The organism is Klebsiella sp. PK01 (assembly GCF_057624675.1).
This window is the reverse complement of the sequence record NZ_JBYEZM010000004.1, coordinates 17,158-36,332: the sequence shown is the minus strand read 5'-3', so window position 1 is coordinate 36,332 and position 19,175 is coordinate 17,158. Positions and strand designations below refer to the sequence as shown.

Annotated in this window: 16 protein-coding genes and 6 pseudogenes; 8 read left to right on the top strand and 14 right to left on the bottom strand. The window is 53.6% G+C overall.

Annotated features, from left to right (window positions below; genetic code table 11):
• Nucleotides 1-401 precede the first annotated feature (401 nt).
• Complete coding sequence (dpaA, locus tag AC22LX_RS13370) at nt 402-1,142, top strand: peptidoglycan meso-diaminopimelic acid protein amidase (protein WP_015704469.1); 741 nt, start codon at nt 402-404, stop codon at nt 1,140-1,142.
• Here the strand turns inward: dpaA and AC22LX_RS13365 are convergent.
• Both AC22LX_RS13365 and lpcA read right to left on the bottom strand, forming a co-directional pair.
• Nucleotides 1,113-1,880 carry a class II glutamine amidotransferase gene (locus AC22LX_RS13365; protein ID WP_015368120.1) on the bottom strand — a complete coding sequence of 256 codons (768 nt, stop codon included), beginning with the start codon at nt 1,878-1,880 and terminating at the stop codon, nt 1,113-1,115. The genes dpaA and AC22LX_RS13365 overlap by 30 nt on opposite strands.
• A gap of 209 nt (nt 1,881-2,089) precedes the next feature.
• Entirely contained in the window at nt 2,090-2,671 is a 582-nt protein-coding gene (lpcA, locus tag AC22LX_RS13360) for a D-sedoheptulose 7-phosphate isomerase (protein WP_004099149.1), read from the bottom strand.
• Nucleotides 2,672-2,911: 240 nt separating this feature from the next.
• Between lpcA and fadE the strand changes: the two genes are divergently transcribed.
• Complete coding sequence (gene fadE, locus AC22LX_RS13355) at nt 2,912-5,356, top strand: acyl-CoA dehydrogenase FadE (RefSeq protein WP_045391151.1); 2,445 nt, start codon at nt 2,912-2,914, stop codon at nt 5,354-5,356.
• A gap of 169 nt (nt 5,357-5,525) precedes the next feature.
• Nucleotides 5,526-6,296 carry an amidohydrolase gene (locus tag AC22LX_RS13350; RefSeq protein ID WP_045391172.1) on the top strand — a complete coding sequence of 257 codons (771 nt, stop codon included), beginning with the start codon at nt 5,526-5,528 and terminating at the stop codon, nt 6,294-6,296.
• Between the two features lie 30 nt (nt 6,297-6,326).
• Here AC22LX_RS13350 and eamB read toward each other — a convergent pair whose 3' ends face one another.
• Nucleotides 6,327-6,917 (bottom strand): cysteine/O-acetylserine transporter, encoded by a 591-nt coding sequence (eamB, locus tag AC22LX_RS13345; RefSeq protein WP_045391154.1) that lies wholly within the window; start codon nt 6,915-6,917, stop codon nt 6,327-6,329.
• Nucleotides 6,918-7,020: 103 nt separating this feature from the next.
• Between eamB and AC22LX_RS13340 the strand changes: the two genes are divergently transcribed.
• A complete protein-coding gene (locus tag AC22LX_RS13340) occupies nt 7,021-7,947 on the top strand; it encodes a LysR family transcriptional regulator (RefSeq protein ID WP_045391175.1) in 927 nt (308 codons plus the stop codon).
• 223 nt (nt 7,948-8,170) lie between these two features.
• A complete protein-coding gene (locus tag AC22LX_RS13335; RefSeq protein WP_487334016.1) occupies nt 8,171-8,677 on the top strand; it encodes a SymE family type I addiction module toxin in 507 nt (168 codons plus the stop codon).
• On the opposite strand, the gene AC22LX_RS13330 is transcribed toward AC22LX_RS13335, so the two are convergent.
• From AC22LX_RS13330 to AC22LX_RS13320, 3 genes and pseudogenes are all read right to left on the bottom strand, one after another.
• On the bottom strand, nt 8,658-8,885 hold the full coding sequence (locus AC22LX_RS13330; RefSeq protein ID WP_045391157.1) for a hypothetical protein: 228 nt from the start codon (nt 8,883-8,885) through the stop codon (nt 8,658-8,660). The two genes, AC22LX_RS13335 and AC22LX_RS13330, sit on opposite strands and share 20 nt — an antisense overlap.
• Nucleotides 8,882-9,535, bottom strand: coding sequence for a TNT domain-containing protein (locus AC22LX_RS13325; RefSeq protein ID WP_369075378.1), 654 nt, complete (start codon nt 9,533-9,535; stop codon nt 8,882-8,884). The genes AC22LX_RS13330 and AC22LX_RS13325 overlap by 4 nt, the downstream gene beginning before the upstream one ends.
• Nucleotides 9,536-9,655: 120 nt before the next feature.
• Nucleotides 9,656-10,654 (bottom strand): annotated as a pseudogene (locus AC22LX_RS13320) (VENN motif pre-toxin domain-containing protein); the annotation flags it as partial.
• 216 nt (nt 10,655-10,870) lie between these two features.
• Between AC22LX_RS13320 and AC22LX_RS13315 the strand changes: the two are divergent.
• On the top strand, nt 10,871-10,957 hold the full coding sequence (locus tag AC22LX_RS13315) for a SymE family type I addiction module toxin (RefSeq protein WP_072048054.1): 87 nt from the start codon (nt 10,871-10,873) through the stop codon (nt 10,955-10,957).
• Between the two features lie 53 nt (nt 10,958-11,010).
• Here the strand turns inward: AC22LX_RS13315 and AC22LX_RS13310 are convergent, their stop codons facing one another.
• Both AC22LX_RS13310 and AC22LX_RS13305 read right to left on the bottom strand, forming a co-directional pair.
• Nucleotides 11,011-11,262 (bottom strand): MafI family immunity protein, encoded by a 252-nt coding sequence (locus tag AC22LX_RS13310; RefSeq protein ID WP_045398312.1) that lies wholly within the window; start codon nt 11,260-11,262, stop codon nt 11,011-11,013.
• Between the two features lie 16 nt (nt 11,263-11,278).
• The gene (locus tag AC22LX_RS13305) at nt 11,279-11,581 is read right to left on the bottom strand and encodes an EndoU domain-containing protein (RefSeq protein WP_289578295.1); all 303 of its coding nucleotides are present in this window, start codon (nt 11,579-11,581) and stop codon (nt 11,279-11,281) included.
• Here AC22LX_RS13305 and AC22LX_RS13300 point away from each other — a divergent pair.
• Nucleotides 11,578-11,835: pseudogene (locus tag AC22LX_RS13300) on the top strand (SymE family type I addiction module toxin); the annotation flags it as partial. The gene AC22LX_RS13305 and the pseudogene AC22LX_RS13300 sit on opposite strands and share 4 nt — an antisense overlap.
• 65 nt (nt 11,836-11,900) lie before the next feature.
• Here AC22LX_RS13300 and AC22LX_RS13295 read toward each other — a convergent pair.
• A complete protein-coding gene (locus tag AC22LX_RS13295; protein WP_072251447.1) occupies nt 11,901-12,296 on the bottom strand; it encodes a hypothetical protein in 396 nt (131 codons plus the stop codon).
• Nucleotides 12,297-13,135: 839 nt separating this feature from the next.
• Nucleotides 13,136-13,306, bottom strand: a pseudogene (locus AC22LX_RS13290) (VENN motif pre-toxin domain-containing protein); the annotation flags it as partial.
• A 256-nt stretch (nt 13,307-13,562) separates the two neighbouring features.
• On the opposite strand from AC22LX_RS13290, the gene AC22LX_RS13285 reads away from it, so the two are divergent.
• The gene (locus tag AC22LX_RS13285; protein ID WP_263303199.1) at nt 13,563-13,691 is read left to right on the top strand and encodes a hypothetical protein; all 129 of its coding nucleotides are present in this window, start codon (nt 13,563-13,565) and stop codon (nt 13,689-13,691) included.
• Nucleotides 13,692-13,792: 101 nt separating this feature from the next.
• Here the strand turns inward: AC22LX_RS13285 and cdiI are convergent, their stop codons facing one another.
• The 4 genes and pseudogenes from cdiI to AC22LX_RS13265 form a co-directional block, all read right to left on the bottom strand.
• Nucleotides 13,793-14,143 (bottom strand): ribonuclease toxin immunity protein CdiI, encoded by a 351-nt coding sequence (gene cdiI, locus AC22LX_RS13280; protein ID WP_045398321.1) that lies wholly within the window; start codon nt 14,141-14,143, stop codon nt 13,793-13,795.
• Nucleotides 14,140-14,511, bottom strand: a pseudogene (locus AC22LX_RS13275) (CdiA family toxin C-terminal domain-containing protein); the annotation flags it as partial. The gene cdiI and the pseudogene AC22LX_RS13275, both read right to left, overlap by 4 nt.
• 402 nt (nt 14,512-14,913) lie before the next feature.
• Nucleotides 14,914-18,105, bottom strand: a pseudogene (locus tag AC22LX_RS13270) (hemagglutinin repeat-containing protein); the annotation flags it as partial.
• Between the two features lie 42 nt (nt 18,106-18,147).
• Nucleotides 18,148-18,279 (bottom strand): annotated as a pseudogene (locus tag AC22LX_RS13265) (hemagglutinin repeat-containing protein); the annotation flags it as partial.
• Between the last annotated feature and the right edge of the window lie 896 nt (nt 18,280-19,175).

The window sequence follows — 19,175 nt, the reverse complement described above, 5'->3', positions numbered from 1 at the left end:
CAGGTATCCGTAACCTAAACCCCGGCTCAAGCCGAGGCCAGCATTATTGATGGAATATCAGAATAAGAAAGGGATAGCGGTGCCACGGGGGCACAAGACGGGAGAGAAGCATCCTTTCTTACCCTGGTCATAAACGGCGGGAGTGTAACATTTTGTGAGTGTCAGAAGTAGGAAAAGCGCCAATAAGTGCTTCTAAAATGCGAGCTATTGCGCAAAGTTCTCACTGCGCTTTGCGGCAATATTCGCTATAAAGGAACATTAAATTGTAAACGCAGCCACACCGTGCTTGCGAAAAACTGCCGTGATGCTAATGTGAGCGCTCTAAATCCAGAAAACTCTGATTTCGGGTATCTCTTGCCGTCCTGGCATGTGGTTTTTTGTTTTATCAAGGAACAAGCAGTATGCGCAAAATCGCATTCTTTATTGCGATGCTTCTGTTGCCGTGCGTGTCATTTGCTGGGTTACTCAGCAGTAACAGCCCGACAACGCCGGTTAGCAAAGAATATAAACAGCAGTTAATGGGCTCCCCCGTTTATATTGAGATCTTCAAAGAAGAGCGGATGCTCGATCTCTACGTCAAAATGGGCGAAACCTACCAGCTTCTCGATAGCTACCGGATCTGTAACTACTCCGGCGGCCTCGGGCCGAAGCAACGCCAGGGCGATTTCAAAAGTCCGGAAGGATTTTATAACGTCTCGCGCAGTCAGCTAAAACCAGACAGCCGCTTTTATAAAGCGATCAATATCGGCTTCCCGAATGCCTACGATCGCGCGCACGGCTATGAAGGTAAATACCTGATGATCCACGGCGCCTGCGTTTCCGTCGGCTGCTACGCGATGACCGATACCGGCATTGACGAGATCTTCCAGTTTGTCACCGGCGCGCTGGTATTTGGCCAGCCAAGCGTGCAGGTCAGCATCTATCCGTTCCGGATGACCGATGCCAACATGGCGCGACATAAGTTCTCGTACTATGCGGATTTCTGGAAGCAGCTGAAGCCAGGCTATGACTACTTCCAGCAGACCCACAAACCGCCGGTGGTTTCGGTGATGGATGGCCGCTATATCGTCAGCAAGCCGCTCAGCCACGAGGTTATCCAGCCGCAGCTGGCCTCAAACTATACGCTCCCCGAGGCAAAATAACGCCCACTCGCCTGGCATGATTTTATTCCAGGCCTCATTGCCGGTCAGCGGCTGAGTGGCGATAACGGAGACCACATCATTTGGTGTGGTCTCACGTTGAAAATCAATTTCCACATCCTGATCCAGCAGCTTCGCCACGCCAAACGGCGCCCGACGGGTGATCCAGTACAGGTTGGTTGAACAGTACGCCATTACATAGCGCCCGTCCGATAACAGCATATTAAACACGCCCTTCTCGCGCATTTCGCCCGCCAGCGTCGCGATGTACTTAAACACGCCGACCATATTGCCAGGCGTGCGCGGATAGCGCTCGGTTAAACGGTGCAGCAGCCAGCAGAAAGCCGTTTCGCTGTCGGTCTCGCCCACCGGGCGGAAATTTCCGGTCTTCAGCGATTTATAGCCTTTGAGCTGGCCGTTATGGGCGTAGGTCCAGTGACGGCCCCACAGTTCGCGGGTGAACGGATGGGTGTTCTCCAGCGCCACCTCGCCGCGGTTGGCCTGACGGATATGGGCAATGACGGAACAGGATTTGATGGGATAATCCTGTACCAGTTTGGCTATCGGCGACTGAAAGCTCGGCTGCGGATCTTTAAATGTGCGACACCCTTTCCCTTCGTAAAAGGTAATGCCCCAGCCGTCTTTATGCGGCCCGGTGCCGCCCCCGCGCTGAACCAGCCCGGAGAAGCTAAAACAGATATCGGTCGGCACATTGGCGCTCATCCCGAGCAATTCGCACATAGATCACCTCATACAACTTACTGAAACATAAAAGGCGTTATTGGTGCAGTCAGTTTGGACACGGCCAGCGCGCAAAAACCGGAGCGTACTTCATGTACGTGAGGATGATTCGCTACGCTCCCCCTTCGGGCCGCCCTGAAGGGCGTTCAAAACTCGGTGAGTTTTGTCTGAGCACTGGCCGGGTTCAAAATGGCTAACAAAATAGCCTTTTAAGCTTTAACCATCTCTTTTTCGATCAACATAATCAGAATATGAATCACCTTAATGTGAATCTCCTGAATGCGATCGGCGTAACCGAAATGCGGTACGCGGATTTCCACATCGGCGGAACCCGCCATTTTGCCGCCGTCTTTACCGGTCAGGGTGATCACTTTCATTCCCTGCGCGCGAGCGGCTTCAATCGCTTTGATCACGTTGCCGGAGTTGCCGGAGGTGGAGATCCCCAGCAGAACATCGCCTGCGCGGCCAACCGATTCAACGTAACGTGAGAAGACATACTCATAGCCAAAATCATTACTCACGCAGGACAGATGGCTGACGTCAGAGATAGCGATCGCCGGATAACCAGGGCGGTTCTCGCGATAACGCCCGGTCAGCTCTTCCGCAAAATGCATCGCATCGCAATGAGAACCGCCGTTGCCGCAGGAAAGCACTTTACCGCCAGCTTTGAAGCTATCCGCCAGCAGTACCGCCGCGCGCTGGATAGCATGAATGTTGGCCTCGTCCTGCAGAAAGTTGGCCAGCGTTTCCGCGGCTTCGTTCAGTTCGTTACGAATAAGATCCTGGTACATGAGGATAATCCTTCAGTATTGGTTGGAATAACCCTGGCAGTGTACCGGATAGCCGCCGAAGCGAGAAGCAGCAGGCGACGTTATCCCCCGTCCTTTTGATTTTACGTGCCGCTTTTCCAGCCAACAATGTGAGCAAGGTTGTAATTATTTTGTAAACACATTGCTAAAACAAATTACATCCACTACAACCAATACATCACAAGTGGTCAGACCTCCTACAAGATAAGGGAGCATTTCTCTATGATGATTTTGAGTATTGTTGCAACCGTAGTGTTACTCGGCGTGCTCTTCTATCACCGAGTCAGCCTGCTTCTCAGCAGCGTGATTTTGCTCGCCTGGACCGCGGCGCTCAGCGTGGCGGGGCTATGGAATATCTGGCTGCTGCTGCCGCTGGCGATTATCCTGCTGCCGTTCAACTTTGCGCCGATGCGTAAATCGCTTTTCTCCGCCCCGGCGTTCCGCGCTTTCCGTAAAGTCATGCCGCCGATGTCGCGTACGGAGAAAGAAGCCATTGATGCCGGTACCACCTGGTGGGAAGGCGATCTGTTCCGCGGCAATCCGGACTGGCACAAGCTGCATAACTATCCGCAGCCGCGCCTCACCGCCGAAGAGCAGGCTTTCATCGACGGCCCGGTAGAAGAAGCCTGCCGCATGGCGAACGACTTCGAAATTACCCATGAGATGGCGGATCTGCCGCCGGAGCTGTGGGCGTACCTGAAAGAGCATCGCTTCTTCGCGATGATCATTAAGAAAGAGTACGGCGGGCTGGAGTTTTCCGCCTATGCCCAGTCTCGCGTGCTGCAAAAGCTGTCCGGCGTTTCCGGGATCCTGGCGATCACCGTCGGCGTGCCTAACTCGTTAGGGCCGGGCGAACTGCTGCAACATTACGGTACTGAAGAGCAGAAAAATCACTACCTGCCGCGCCTGGCGCGTGGTCAGGAGATCCCATGCTTCGCGTTGACCAGCCCGGAAGCGGGCTCCGACGCCGGCGCGATCCCGGATACCGGCGTAGTCTGTATGGGCGACTGGCAGGGTCAGCAGGTGCTGGGGATGCGCCTGACCTGGAACAAGCGCTATATCACCCTCGCGCCAATCGCCACCGTGCTGGGCCTGGCTTTCAAACTCTCTGACCCGGACCGTCTGCTGGGCGGCGAGGAAGAGCTCGGTATCACCTGCGCGCTGATCCCCACCTCAACGCCGGGCGTGGAAATTGGCCGTCGTCACTTCCCGCTGAACGTACCGTTCCAGAACGGCCCCACTCGCGGTAAAGATATTTTCGTACCGATCGATTACATCATCGGCGGCCCAAGCATGGCCGGCCAGGGCTGGCGCATGCTGGTTGAGTGCCTGTCCGTGGGTCGCGGTATTACTCTGCCGTCCAACGCCACCGGCGGCCTGAAATCCGTCGCTATGGCGACCGGCGCCTACGCCCACATTCGCCGTCAGTTCAAAATCTCGATTGGTAAAATGGAAGGTATCGAAGAGCCGCTGGCGCGTATCGCAGGCAACGCCTACGTAATGGACGCCGCCGCTTCGCTGATTACCTACGGTATTATGCTTGGTGAGAAGCCGGCGGTGCTGTCGGCAATCGTTAAATATCATTGTACCCACCGCGGCCAGCGTTCAATCATTGACGCTATGGATATTACCGGCGGTAAAGGCATCATGCTGGGCGAAGGCAACTTCCTTGCCCGCGCTTATCAGGGTGCGCCGATCGCCATTACCGTTGAAGGGGCGAATATCCTCACCCGCAGCATGATGATCTTTGGTCAGGGGGCGATTCGCTGCCATCCGTATGTCCTGGATGAAATGGCCGCCGCGCAGAACAATGACGTTAACGCCTTCGACAAGCTGCTGTTTAAACATATCGGCCACGTTGGTAGCAACAAAGTACGCAGCTTCTGGCTGGGCCTGACTCGCGGCCGCACCAGCAGCGCGCCGACCCGTGACACCACGCGCCGCTACTATCAGCACATGAACCGCCTGAGCGCCAACCTGGCCCTGCTGTCGGATGTATCAATGGCGGTACTGGGCGGCAGCCTGAAGCGTCGCGAACGTATCTCCGCGCGTCTCGGCGACGTGCTGAGCCAGCTTTACCTGGCATCGGCGGTGCTGAAACGTTATGACGATGAAGGCCGTAATGAAGCGGATCTGCCGCTGGTCCATTGGGGCGTGCAGGATGCGCTGTATCAGGCGGAGCAGGCTATCGATGACCTGCTGAAGAACTTCCCGAACCGCTTTGTCGCCGGCGCGCTGCGTCTCGCCATCTTCCCGACCGGCCGTCACTACAATGCGCCGTCCGATAAGCTGGATCATAAAGTGGCGAAAATCCTGCAGGTTCCGAGCGCGACCCGCTCTCGTATCGGTCGCGGTCAGTACCTGACGCCAAGCGAACATAACCCGGTTGGCCTGCTGGAAGAGGCGCTGCTGGATGTGATGGCGGCGGATCCAATCCACCAGCGCATCTGCAAAGAGCTGGGTAAAAATCTGCCGTTCACCCGCCTGGATGAGCTGGCCACTAATGCGCTGGCGAAAGGGTTAATTAATCAGGAAGAAGCCGCAATCCTGACCCGTGCGGAAACCAGCCGTCTGCGCAGTATTAACGTTGATGATTTCGCGGCGGATGAACTGGCGACCAAACCGGTAAAGCTGCCGGAAAAAATCCGCAAGATTGAAGCGGCATAATAAAAGCAATACTGCACATCACGACAAAGGCGGGGAATTTCCCCGCCTTTTCTTTTGCCGTTACTCGCCGTAGATAGCATTTTTTTAACAAAATATTCCATGCCGCCTCCGGCTGCTGATATGGTATTAAAATTAGCTTAATGCCCTCTTCATAATGGAGTTCACCACTGTGCCTGGCTTGAAAATTACGCTGTTGCAGCAACCGCTGGTGTGGATGGATGGTCCCGCCAACCTGCGCCATTTCGATCGTCAACTGGAAGAAGTGAGCGGGCGCGACATTATTGTGCTGCCTGAGATGTTTACTACCGGATTTGCCATGGAAGCGGCGAAACAATCGATGCCGCAGGGAGAGGTCGTTGAGTGGATGCTGGCGAAAGCGGAGCAGACCAACGCGCTGATTGCCGGTAGCGCGGCCTTGCAGACCGAACGCGGCCCGGTGAACCGTTTTCTGCTGGTAGAGCCCGGCGGTAAAACGCACTTTTACGATAAGCGTCACCTGTTCCGCATGGCGGATGAGCACCACCATTATGAGGCAGGTACTGAACGAGTGGTCTTTGAATGGCGCGGCTGGCGGATTCTGCCACTGGTGTGCTATGACCTGCGCTTCCCGGTATGGTCGCGTAACCACAACGATTACGACCTGGCGCTGTATGTTGCTAACTGGCCTGCCCCGCGTTCGCTGCACTGGCAATCGCTGCTGGTCGCCAGAGCAATTGAAAACCAGGCCTACGTCGCCGGCTGCAACCGCGTCGGCACTGATGGAAACGGCCATCACTATCGGGGCGATAGCCGTATCATCAGCCCGCAGGGAGAGATTATTGCTACCGCCGAACCGCATCAGGCGACGCGGCTCGATGCCGATCTGTCGTTGGCCGCGCTGCAGGAGTATCGCGAGAAATTTCCGGCCTGGCAGGATGCCGATCCTTTCACGATCGGCTAAACACTTTTCGGGAGCCGCTGCGCTCCCTTTTTATTCCACCACGATCCGCAAAGCGCAGTAGACCAATAACGCTGCCAGCCCCCAGTTCAGTTGGCGCCCGTACAGCAAAAACAGGCGCTGAAACAGATGCCCCGCCAGCGCCCAGCACAGGTTTCCCAGCGCGCCAATCGCCGCCAGCAGCAGACTCACGCTGATGAGCCAAACCGGCTCGCGGGTAACGGGCAGGACAAAGGTAGAGAGCGCGGTGATGCCATACAGAATAATTTTTACGTTGACGAACTGCAGCCCCAGGCTCGCCCAGAACCCCACCGGCTCTGTACTCAGCGCGCCTGCCCCCGGTTTGCTTTTGGCTATCTGCCAGGCCAGCCACAGGATATACGCCGCGCCAATCCATCCCAATATCCGGGTAAATCGCGAGTCGAGTTCCACCAGCGAAAAGGTTAACGCCGCGCAAATCAGCATGGTGATAATAAAACCGACGCTCATCCCCGCCAGCACCCGCAGGCTGCGGCGTAAGCCATGGGAGGTGACGCTGCTGAGGGCAAGAATATTATTAGGGCCGGGAGTCAGCGCGGTTATCAGGGTATAAGTCAAAAAAGCACTAATCAAAGCTGGGGTCACTTGTCTTCTCCTTCGTTTTGGCAGACAGTACCCGATGCCATTCATTTAAAAAAATGAATGTTTTTTGATTCTGAATTCGATGTTTTCGATAGTTGGTGGCGATATGGATCTGCGGCGTTTTATTACTCTCAAAACGGTAGTGGAAGAAGGCTCGTTTTTACGCGCGGCGCAAAAGCTATGCTGTACGCAATCCACGGTGACCTTTCATATTCAACAGCTTGAGCAAGAGCTTGCCGTTCAGCTGTTTGAAAAAATTGGCCGCCGCATGTGCCTGACCGAATCCGGTAAAAAGGTGCTGCCGCACGTCCATGAACTGGCGAGGGTGATGGAAACTATTCGTGAGGCGGCTCGTGAAGATGGAGAACCGGCTGGCGAGCTGCGCGTTGCCTGTGGGGAAACCCTGCTGGCCTATAAAATGCCGCAGGTGCTACAGCGCTTTAAACAACGGGCCCCGCAGGTACGCTTATCGCTGCAGTCGCTCAACTGTTATGTCATCCGCGACGCACTACTCAACGATAGCGCCGATTTGGGCGTGTTTTATCGGGTTGGCAACGATGACGCGTTAACCATGAAAAGCTTTGGCCAGCAGTCGCTGACGCTGGTCGCCTCGCCGCAGCATCCGGCGGTCGATTTTACCCACTGCGGGCAACATATTCCGCTGAGCTTTGTTATCAATGAGTCACAGTGCGTATTTCGGCAAATTTTTGAAAGCACGCTGCGCCAGCGCGCTATTACCCTGGAAAATACCATTGAGCTCTGGAGTATCGAAAGTATTAAGCAGTGCGTGGCGAGCAATCTTGGCGTCAGCTATCTGCCACGTTTCACCGTTGAGGAAGAGCTTAAGCGCGGTACGCTGGTTGAACTCCCGTTCAGCGATATTCCACTCACTATTAACGCGATATGCGCCCATCACGCCGGTAAAGTGGTCAGCCCGGCAATGCGGGTATTTATGCAGTGTGTTGAGGAGGTATTATCAAGCGGAACAACAGGCCACAGCGATAGAGCAGTAACTGACGGGTGTATAAAGTAAAATGCTGGCACGATGACCGGGATTTTCTGAAAGTAATATCATGAGTAAAAAAGATATCAGCAAGTTAGCTGCAAGTCAGACCACTGCTGACGCTGTTCTGCGTACTGTCGTAGTGGTCGCTGTCCTGCAGCGCTATCCTATGCCTGAACTGCACCTGGATAGAAGGGTACCGGCTAATAGCTGAAAAATCGGAAACCTAAAAAAGCGCGTGGAAGTTAAACAGATGTGCTTACAATCCCACCACCGACTTTCAGTGGATCGCCATCTGCACCTTCAATCCCGACTTTCAGCATCGGGTTTATGTCAAAGATCTTATCCTTGCTCAGCGAGTTATTCTCAACAACAACTTTGTCCGTTGCGAAGTCTGCCGCCGCAACTGCATTTCCCCTGTACTCTCAGCAGGTTACAACACATTTTTCCGGTGCATTCCGTTGAACCGGACGCAACGCCCCGATACGCGGTTTTGCTCCCCGTAAGCCACTTTTCTCCAAAACTGTTAAAGAGCCTGTCTTACAAGATTACCTACTATTCCCGCGGCCTCAGACAACGACTACGCCTGAACGATAAGTGGCTGGCAGAAGCCGGATTTTGCACCGATTCGTTGGTTAGTGTGCCTGTTGAACACGGGCAACTGGTGATCCGTCCTGCGACTAAATGGCTGATAAAAGTAAAAATTCTGCCCAACTACGGACGAAATTTTTACTATACGCTTATGAAAGCCACTTTTTAAATTGCTCTAACACAAAATCGTAGGCTTTTTCTTCCAATAGAAACGAAGAAATAAGTGATGGCTGATCCCTTTCAACGTAATAAACATTCCATTGTGTATCTTCGTGAATAACACATAAACAATCGCTATTTTTCAACGTTCCCAATGAGTAACTATTAGGATGGACACCAAGAATATCCAATTGGTTTTCAAGTTCTTTTTTAGTCATTTATCTGCCTTTTTCATATAGTCGTTATCCAAATACCATTGAACAGGTTTTGGTAACTCATACTGCGTACCTTGCCCTTTCTGCCCAAACCAAGGCAAGATTTTCCCCTGAGAGACATCATCTATAGGCTTCAGAATCTCATATTGAAAATATGGCTTTGTAGTTTCATATGAAGATGGAAGAGCTCTTTGTTCAAAAGGAACTCCTAATGGAGATACAAAACTACCTCCAGGATATCCATATCGATCAATCATTGTTCCTGTTGGCAACGTTACATTCTCTATTGGACCATAAGCTCCACGATTAGGCGGCCAAATACCCAAGCTTTCCTGAACTGTCCCTTCAGCTTTGCTGTATTGCCCAAAATTCGATGATGCTCTGGCCGCCTGACTGGCTGCAACATTATCCTTAATCGTACTGGCTATTGCCTTCGCCGTTGTCACTTCAGCAACTGTCTTGCCGATACCTATCGCACCGCCTGCCCCCACACCGCCCGGCACTATCGCTTCCGAGGCCATTATCCCGGCATTATTCAGGCACAGGACGGCATTACTTGTGCAGGCCGCTATTACTGCTCTCGCTGCCGCCGCTATTTCCGGCGTTGCTGCTGCCAGTACTCCACCGCCAAGACCCGCCGGAAGCGCCACCATCAGCGCATCATTCATCGCCAGACCTTTCTGGCAGGATGCTGAACCCGGATCCGTTCTACAGGACGCTATATTCTTACTATGTTCCTGCACGAACTTCGTCTGGGTATCTTCGTTACCACCCAGAAGATTATTCTCAACAGCATTCTTCCCGGCAGCCGCTCCGGTAGCCACACCCGCAGTATTCCCACCTGCAATACCACCCGCCATGCCTGCTGAGATACTTGCCAGCGTACTTAGCGTCTGCTTCTGGTCCTCGGTCAGCTTCGACAGGTCTTTCACATCCGGATATAAAACCTTCGCGATTGCACCTGCGATAAGTTCACCGCTCACAGCACCGACGGCACCTGCTGCGGTATTATTCCCCTGAAGAGCCGCAGTCACGCCGCCGAGAATGGCATGAGCAATGGCTTTCGCTGCATCGTTATCATTAATTCCAGCATTGTGCCCTATGAAGTTTGCCAGTTCCGGAGCCGAAGCCCCCGCCAGTGCACCCGCTAAATTACCGCCCGCGAGCCCCTGAAGCGCTGCAGTTGCTGCCTGGATGCCGCGCTGAATGTCGCTGCCGGTGCCATACTTTTCCTGTTCCTTTTTGTATTCCGGCGTATCACGCAGTTTTGCCAGATATGCCTGCCGCTGTTCTTCCGTCGCATCCGCAGGAACAGGCCCGTATTTATCCTGCGCAGCCTTCAGCGCACTCAGCTCCCCCTGCGTCCGCGCGATATCCGCCACCTGACCGCCGATATCGCTGATCATCCCGATTTCCTTCAGACGGTTCTGCTCCTTCTCCTTGTCGAAGATCGGGCTGATGCTGTCGTTGGCATGTTCGGTGTCGCGGCTCAGGTTCGCCACATCCTGCTTCTGATTATCCTTGTCGCGAATGATGATGGTGCCGTCAGCCACAGCGGCCTGAGTCGTGCCTTCGGCATGCCCACTGTTGCCCGCCGCCGCAATCATCCCGCCCGGCATATTGCCCTTGAACTGGTCACCGAAGCTGCCCGCGCCGCTGATACTGATGCCTGAGTGCTGGGTTTTGAAGTCCGCTTCGTTGTGCAGGTCGCTGAAGCCCAGCGTACCGGTATCGAGGCTGTTTTTGTCCGCCGTGGCCGTGGAGGCAATCAGGTCTGCGCCGCCGATGTGCGCCTGGTTTCCGGCAGCGATAACCACGTTACCGCCCGTAGATCCGATGGTGCTGAAGCTCTGGCTCTGCGTGGTGCCCGCCTCGCGTAAATCGTGGGTAGCTTTGCTACTGCCGATACTGATCCCGATACCGCCGGTGCCCATCAGACCGGATTTTTTCTCTTCCTTAGCCCCAGCCGGCGCCTGAACGGCAACTAGCTGGCAGAAGCGGGATTCAGCACCGATACGCCGGTGATGGTCAGCATGGAACAGGGACGACTGGTGATCGAGCCAGTCAGGGGCTGACGGGTAAAAAGATCCCGGCGTGGTGGCCGGGATTATTTATAGATTTAAGGTTATTATTTTTCTGGATTTATATATGTATACCTACTATCTATTTCCAGACCAAGATCATTCGCTATTTTAAGCACCTGTGTGTACTCATCTTTACTGATCACAACATCATGATCAGCGATGTGATCACATAGCGTTTCGAACGCTAATACATTCTCTGAGAACCCAATATAATCAAGAGCAAAGTCAACTAACGAAGGTTCCAGCCGATCCTTTAATCCTTCACCTAATGATCTAATTTTGTCATTAATATCCATTACACCCACACTATTTCTAAATAGGTTTTAAAGTTGGAGGAGTCGGATTACTATCCGGGAACGCCGTTACTATTTTACCACTAGCTGGCTCGTATACCACACGAACTCTAACACCACCTCGTTCTTCCCAAGCAACCCATCTTGCCGGTCTTCCTGCGTTTGTATACGCTCCGCCAGTTCCTGTCTGGGCAAACCATTGAGTATCGGGTGAAGTAGCTATGTCGCCCACAACATGGACAACCTTGTCTGCTGACCAGCTTTGAGGAAAGACGGTTTTTCCTGGATTCCCAGGACAGCCGGGCCGTGCATAACGCGATATTTTTGCGCGGCGAGTGGATACCGCAGGCGGGATTTACTGACGGGATGCCGCTCCGGACCCGGGTGACGCCGGACTGCATCATCATTACCGCCCAGAACACCCGCGAGCTGTACGGCTGCGCCGAAGGCTTAAGCGTCGCGGGCGTCAACCGGGCAAAGATGCTTCAGTGGCTGAAGACCTTCCCCGGCGCGCTTAACGACACCGGCGATCTGCCGGTGATCAAGCGTGGCAAGGGACATTTTTCGGGAGCATAGCCGCTGATAACACGATCCCGGCGCTGGGGCCGGGATCGTCATGTTATATAGCCAGCTTATTCCACTCATGAGATATTTTCAGGTGAGATATAAATAACTCCTTTTATATCATCTGGTAATACACTATATCTCAACGGGTATAGAGGTTTTGATATTAACTTATACTCGCCATTCCTATAGTCATAACTAAATAATCCTTTACGTGACATTTCTATGAATGACTTCAAATAGCGAGAGCGCTGTTCCTCATCTGAAAAATCAGGAAGATTGTATTCAATAACCTCGACGTCAGATAAAGGCTCCAGAGAATAGAAGTAATCATAAATTAATTCATAATTATCAATAGATTCTTTAATTTTATCTGGAACTGGGCCTTTCCCACCAGTTGCAAAGTGAGCTAAAAAGCCATCCTGACCGGATAAAAACCAGTCCAAATCATTTTCTAAAAAATCATCATCCATATACATCATTATTCAGCACCAAAGATGTTTTTACAGTTTTCACAACGAGGAACCACTTCTCCGGTTCTTGGTCGAATCGCAGGAGTGAACTGAATATCTTTAAGTTTTAAACTTGGATTTGACAATAAAAGCTCATTTGCTGCTCTAAACTCCGCACAACGGCCTAATGTTTTTCCACACACAGTTTTTACTCCCAACCCGCCTAACTTATCAGCATAGGCCTGCAACTCTGGAGCAACTACGGTAGGTACAGCGCCATTAGATGTCGTCACTATTTTTCCTGTCAGAGGATCAACGGCACCAATTGCTGTCGCTGGTTTGTACTTGCTACCCGCAAAAGAATTTACATATTTATCTAATTGCTTGCTGGCATCATTAAGAAGTGCAGTTTCGCTTTTAGCAAGATTTTTCCCCGCCTGTTCACCTCCCTTAACAATACTATCAATAGCTGACGTACCAGACTTACCCGTAGCTGCTGTTCCCTGAGAAGCCTTTCCGTTTCCTGATGATGGTTTATCTAGTGTAAACGCCACAATCACCGACGCAAGAACCGCTTTGCTCAGGTTGTTTTTATGCAGTTCTGTATTATTCGCTACTGGCTCCAGTTCAGAGATTGAATAAGCAACCAGTTGCTGGCATTGAGCATTACAGTCAGGTGAAGCTTGCAGTACTTTCAGTTTTTCCAGCTCTGCTTTCTGCTCGTTAACCGGAATAGCTGTAGCAAGGGCTTGTTTTTGCTTATCTGCATCCAGTTTTTTCAGGTCAGACAGAAGCTGCTCTCTCTCAGCATCCGTTTTCGCATTCGCATACTTTTCGGTGAAAGTCGTGATGTCCTTATCACTCAAAAAGTTATTCTCCACCGCATTCTTCCCGGCACCGGCACCCGTCGCTGCTCCAGCTGTATTCCCTGTAGCGATCCCTCCAGCCATACCCGCAGATATGCTCGCCAGCGCACTGACTGTCTGCTTCTGTTCTTCAGAAAGTTTATCTACATTAGGGTACGCGTTTTTGCCCCACGACACGCTACCGCCCCGCCGTGGTGTCTGTACCTGTAACTCCCGCATCATAGCAGCGGCGTCAGCTTCTGCCATTACCTGTTTCCTTACTGGACCGGGTTCGCATGCAAAGGTTTAAGCAGGGAGGCCCTCGGCGGGGCCGCACGGGGCGGAGATGGCGAGCACGGGAACGAGCAAGGAGCACTGCGGCTGCGAGCCGCGCGCAGCCAGTGCAGTAGGGGTGAGGTGGGGGTGAGGTGGGGGTGAGGTTATGCCCGACTGCATCGTTATCACCACCCAGAACACTCGCGAGCTGTACGGCTGCGCCGAGGGCTTAAGCGTTGCCAGCGTCAACCGACCCAAATTAACCCAGTGGTTCAAGGCATCTCCGGGGCGCTGAACGACACCGGAGATGTGCCGCTGATCAAGCGCGGGAACGGGCATTTTGGGTAAGGCTGATGGCTAATAAAACGATCCCGGCGCTGGGGCCGGGATCTTTACTCAGGATGGGATTTTAGCCAGTAACTCGTTTACTTTTTCAGTATCTTCAGGGTGTAACTGAAGATATTTTTCACAGGCCAGACGAACATATTTAAATCCTATTGGCTCAGGAACAATAATTTCTCCTCCCCAGACACCAAATATTATCCCTTTAAAATGACATTCAGGATCTGGATCTTCCCAATCAGGAAAAGTGCAATAAGTTTCGTCGATTACAAAACCAATTTTATTTACAACATATTGAATTCCAAATATAAATTTTCCATAAAGATTTATTGAGTTAAAAAAATCCTTAATAGCCCATTCTGGATCGTTGTCATAGTCTATATGTGTAAAAATATATTCATTCATTTTACTGTCACCGGGAAGAAATTCTCTATTGTTCCTGTTTTAGGGTCAAGATAGACTCTAAAATTCACTCCGCCAGCATTTGCCGTGTATTCTCTTGCCCCTGAGGCCAGAGCTGCTTTGTACCCATTAGCAGCCGCCTGCTGACCTAAATCAAGAATTTTCTGCTCCGAAAATACTTTGGGATCATAGATAGTTTTAGTGAGTGGTTTTTCTTTATAACCAATCACGTTACCAGCACGATCATACGCAGGTATCTGATACTGAATTTCTGTTATTCCCTTCACACCAGTTTGAGATTCACCTACGATTTTTACTCCTTTTTCACTTACAGTTGAATAAAAAGCGTCCGCATTATGTGCACCTGTGATCCCTTTTTTCTGTGAGTAGCCTGCAAGTTGAGACAGATGTTCAGGCTGTTCAATTTTAAAGCTGAGTCCATCGGGATAAGTCACTTCAGTAACTTTCCCTTTCGTTGCCATACTGACTTTTTCACCAGAGGCTACTTCAACGACAACAGTTTTACTTACTGAACCAATCCCTTTGAACCCTGCAATCGCTCCGACAATAGCCTGTGTTTGTAGCGCCGTATCATAACGTTCTGCCGCTGTTTCCCAGCTTACCCCTGACGCTTTCGCTATCTCGGTGATAGCCTGATCGCGGGTGATACTGCCGGCATCCAGTCCCTGAAGCACCGTTTCCAGGTTCTTCGTATCCTGCGGATACAGGTCTTTATACAACAACGAGTAAGTAACGTTTTCGCCATACTCGGCCAGCGCTTTTTGCGCCGGGCCAACTAGTGCGCCACAGGCACCACTGCTCTTGCTTCCCGGCGGACATGCCGCCGCTATCGCTGCATCACGCGCTTTATCTGTTTCATCAAGCTGGCCAAGCCGCGCTTCAGCTTTAGTTTTATCATCGCCGGATAGCAAGCCATTTTTCAGCTTGTATTCCAGCGAAGCCTTCTCGGCGGCCTCATCACGGCTCAGATAGTTATTCTCAACCGCATTCTTCCCGGCACCGGCACCCGTCGCGGCCCCAACTGTATTCCCTGTAGCGATCCCTCCAGCCATACCCGCAGATATGCTTGCCAGCGCACTGACTGTCTGCTTCTGTTCTTCAGAAAGTTTATCTACATTAGGGTAGAGCATATTGGCAATAGCACGTGCCGCCAGCTCTCCGCCCCCTGCACCAATCGCGCCCGCTGCCGCACTATTTCCCTGAAGCGCAGCAACCGCGCCACCAAGGATCGCGTGTGCTATGGCATTGACAGCAGGGTTATCTTCTGTCGATTTCAGCAGATGCGCCAGTTCCGGAGCCGAAGCCCCCGCCAGTGCACCCGCTAAATTACCGCCCGCGAGCCCCTGAAGCGCTGCAGTTGCTGCCTGGATGCCGCGCTGAATGTCGCTGCCGGTGCCATACTTTTCCTGTTCCTTTTTGTATTCCGGCGTATCACGCAGTTTTGCCAGATATGCCTGCCGCTGTTCTTCCGTCGCATCCGCAGGAACAGGCCCGTATTTATCCTGCGCAGCCTTCAGCGCACTCAGCTCACCCTGCGTCCGCGCGATATCCGCCACCTGACCGCCGATATCGCTGATCATCCCGATTTCCTTCAGACGGTTCTGCTCCTTCTCCTTGTCGAAGATCGGGCTGATGCTGTCGTTGGCATGTTTGGTGTCGCGGCTCAGGTTCGCCACATCCTGCTTCTGATTATCCTTGTCGCGAATGATGATGGTGCCGTCAGCCACAGCGGCCTGAGTCGTGCCTTCGGCATGCCCACTGTTGCCCGCCGCCGCAATCATCCCACCCGGCATATTGCCCTTGAACTGGTCGCCGAAGCTGCCCGCGCCGCTGATGCTGATGCCTGAGTGCTGGGTTTTGAAGTCCGCTTCGTTGTGCAGGTCGCTGAAGCCCAGCGTACCGGTATCGAGGCTGTTTTTGTCCGCCGTGGCCGTGGAGGCAATCACTGCGCCATCCAGTTGGGTATGGTTGCCCGCGGTGATATCAAAGCCGCCATCACCGGCGAACATCCCGGTTTGTTCGGCAACAGAGTCAAAGCGGCTCTTCATCTTGTCCTGGGAGGCAGAGATATAGCCGGAGCCCGTCATGCTGCCGAAGGTGAAGCTGCCGCCCGCCGCCACGCTGCTCTGCTTGCTGTCGTATTTGTTGCTGTCCTGCTGGCTGCTCATCAGCAGGTCGTGCCCCACATTGGCGACAATTTTATTGCCGCTAACCTGTGCCCCATTGAGCACGGTGTCATTCTCGCTCTTAATGGTGACGGTCTTGCCGCTGTCGATAGTGGTTTCAGTCCAGTCGGTACCGTTACCTTTATCTTTGCCATTGGCTGCGTTGACATTGGCAAACACGCTGATACCGGCGCCTTTGCCTGCACCAATACTTACGCCGACACCGCCTCCGCTGCTGCTGTTCTTGCCGCTGGACTGTTGAGTGTTAGCAGCCCCACTGAGAATGACGTCATGCCTGGCGTCCAGCAGCGTGTCGCCGCCCGCTTTCACCTGGCTTCCGGCAATAACGATATCGCCGCTGTTCGGGCCCTTACCTTTTCCATTCGCGGTAATGGAGAGATTGTTGCCTGCATTCAGCGTGCTGCCCGTTATCGTATCGCTCTCAGCGTGCTGCTGCGATTTGGATTTCTGCGTGGTCAGCGAGAGGCTGACGCCCATCGCGTTCGGGTCGGCCGTCAGGTCAGCCGCCTCAGCCGCCTGTCCGGCCTGCACACCGGAGAGCACAGTTTTAGTGGCCTGAAGCGCTTTGAGCCGTCCGTCACTTTCCTCTTTGGTATCCTGTGCCGCCGTAACCGCATTATTAATCGCGCTGCCGACAGTGCCCGAAAGCGCCAGCGTCAGCCCACTTTTCTTCTGCTCGAAAGTTTCATCGCGGGTACGTTTGTCGTGGCCCGGGTCGATGATGACGCTACTGCCGCTGAGACTCATGTCCTTCCCGGCAATCAGGTCTGCGCCGCCGATGTGCGCCTGGTTTCCGGCAGCGATAACCACGTTACCGCCCGTAGATCCGACGGTGCTGAAGCTCTGGCTTTGCGTGGTGCCCGCCTCGCGTAAATCGTGGGTAGTCTTGCTACTGCCGATACTGATCCCGATACCCCCGGTGCCCATCAGGCCGGATTTTTTCTCTTCCTTAAAGCGCCAGGAGGTATCCGTGTTGGTCGCGGCCACGATATCGACGTTATTACCTGCATCGAGCGCCACGCTGTTATCGCCCACTACGGAGGAGCCTTTCACCAGCAGGTTGTTGCCCGCCTGCACGGTGACGCTGTCGCCGGAAAGCAAGGTACCTGCTTCACGGGTCGCACTGTCTTCCTCGATGGTGTGAGTCGTTTTCTTGCTAAGGAACCCTTTTTTGGTCTTTGTCTCTTCCCTGTAGTGGTAATCACTTTCCGTCGCCGTGGTCAGGTTCACATCGCGGCCTGCCGCCACGCCGATATCCCCGCTGGCGGTCACCTGCGCCGCTTCGGCGTTGACGTCGCGTCCGGCGACGATGGTGGTGTTGCCGGAGCTGGCGATTTCGGTCCCCTGCTGGCGCACGGATTCATCGATAACGGTTTTCTTTTTCGAGTGTGAGCTGCTACCGGTCACAGACTCTTCCGCCAGCAGATTAACGTCGCGCCCGGCCTGGATCCCGACATTCCCTTCCGCCGCGAGGCCTGCCGCCTGGCTGGTCACGTCCCGTCCGACAACCAGCGTTACGTTGTCGCCCGCTGAAATCGTTGTTCTGTCGGCGCTGCCCTGATGACTTTCACTGCCGCCCGTGCGGCTGGTCTGCCCGCTGTCCGCCGCGTTCAGGTTCAGATCATTTTCCGCCACCAGCTGCGCGGTTTTACCCGCATTGATAGCGCTCGCCGTCACGTTCAGATCGTTGCCCGCCTGCATTACCGCGTTACCGCCCGCCGTAATGCTGCTGCCCTGATTTGAGGTGGAGGATGTACTGGTGTTTTTCTGGCCCCAAACACCTGATCGGCTGCTGCTGTCGGTTATCTGGTTAGCGGCGATATTGATGCTATTGCCGGCATCCATGGCGAGGTCGCCGCCCGCGTTTACTTTCGCGCCGGTGATATTGATGTCGTTCGCCGCTGCCATATAAAGACCATCGCTGGCGCTGATGGAGGCGGTTTGTCCGACATCGGTGCCACTTATGTGGACACTTTCGCGACGGCTGTCACCGCCCACGCTCCACAGCTGCGTACGGGTGATGTTGTTGATGCTGCCATCGGTGCTTTCCAGCTGCACCGTCTTACCGCTGATGACGGAGCCGATATTGTTAATATCGGCCAGCGCGCTCAGGTCCAGCCCGCCGCCAGCCCGGATGAGACCCGCGTTGAGGTTGTTAATGCTGTTGCTGCTGTCGATGGTAAGGCCATTCTGCGCCAGCAGAGCACTGCCGCTGTTGGTAACGTTACCGCCCGCTAACTGCACGTTATTGCCGCTAATCACGCTACCGCTCTGCACCGTCACATCTTTTGGCGACAGATAGACTTTTGGCACCATCACCGTCTGTCCGTTAATCGTGGCGCTTTCATACCAGAGAATACTGTGGTCGAGCGCCGCCACCTGGTCGGCGGTCAACGCCACGCCAAACGTCAGACCGAGCGCGCGTTGCGCGCTGGCGGCGTTGTCCATCAGGTAACGCATCTGGTCGAGGTCTGACCCCAGCCCATTGATGTAGCGCTGCCCGGTCTGGTTCAGTACATAGTTTGACGCATAGCGGGTATCAAACGCCGCGTCGCCAAGGAAGCGGTAATCCTTGTCCGGATTCAGGTTGAGGCGGCCAAGCATGTACGAAGAACCGAGGAACTGACTGACATCGGTATACTGGCTACCCGTCTCACGTGGGGCCGTGCCCGGGTTCATGCCGAGCAGGTTGTACAGGTCGCCAAACAACGACGGATCGAGCTGACCCAGACCGTCGAGTTTTGGGTTAACGGTGATGAGATACGGGCTGTCCGGATCGGTCGACGGCACAAAGTAGCCATTATTACCGGAAGGCAGTGGGTAGTTGC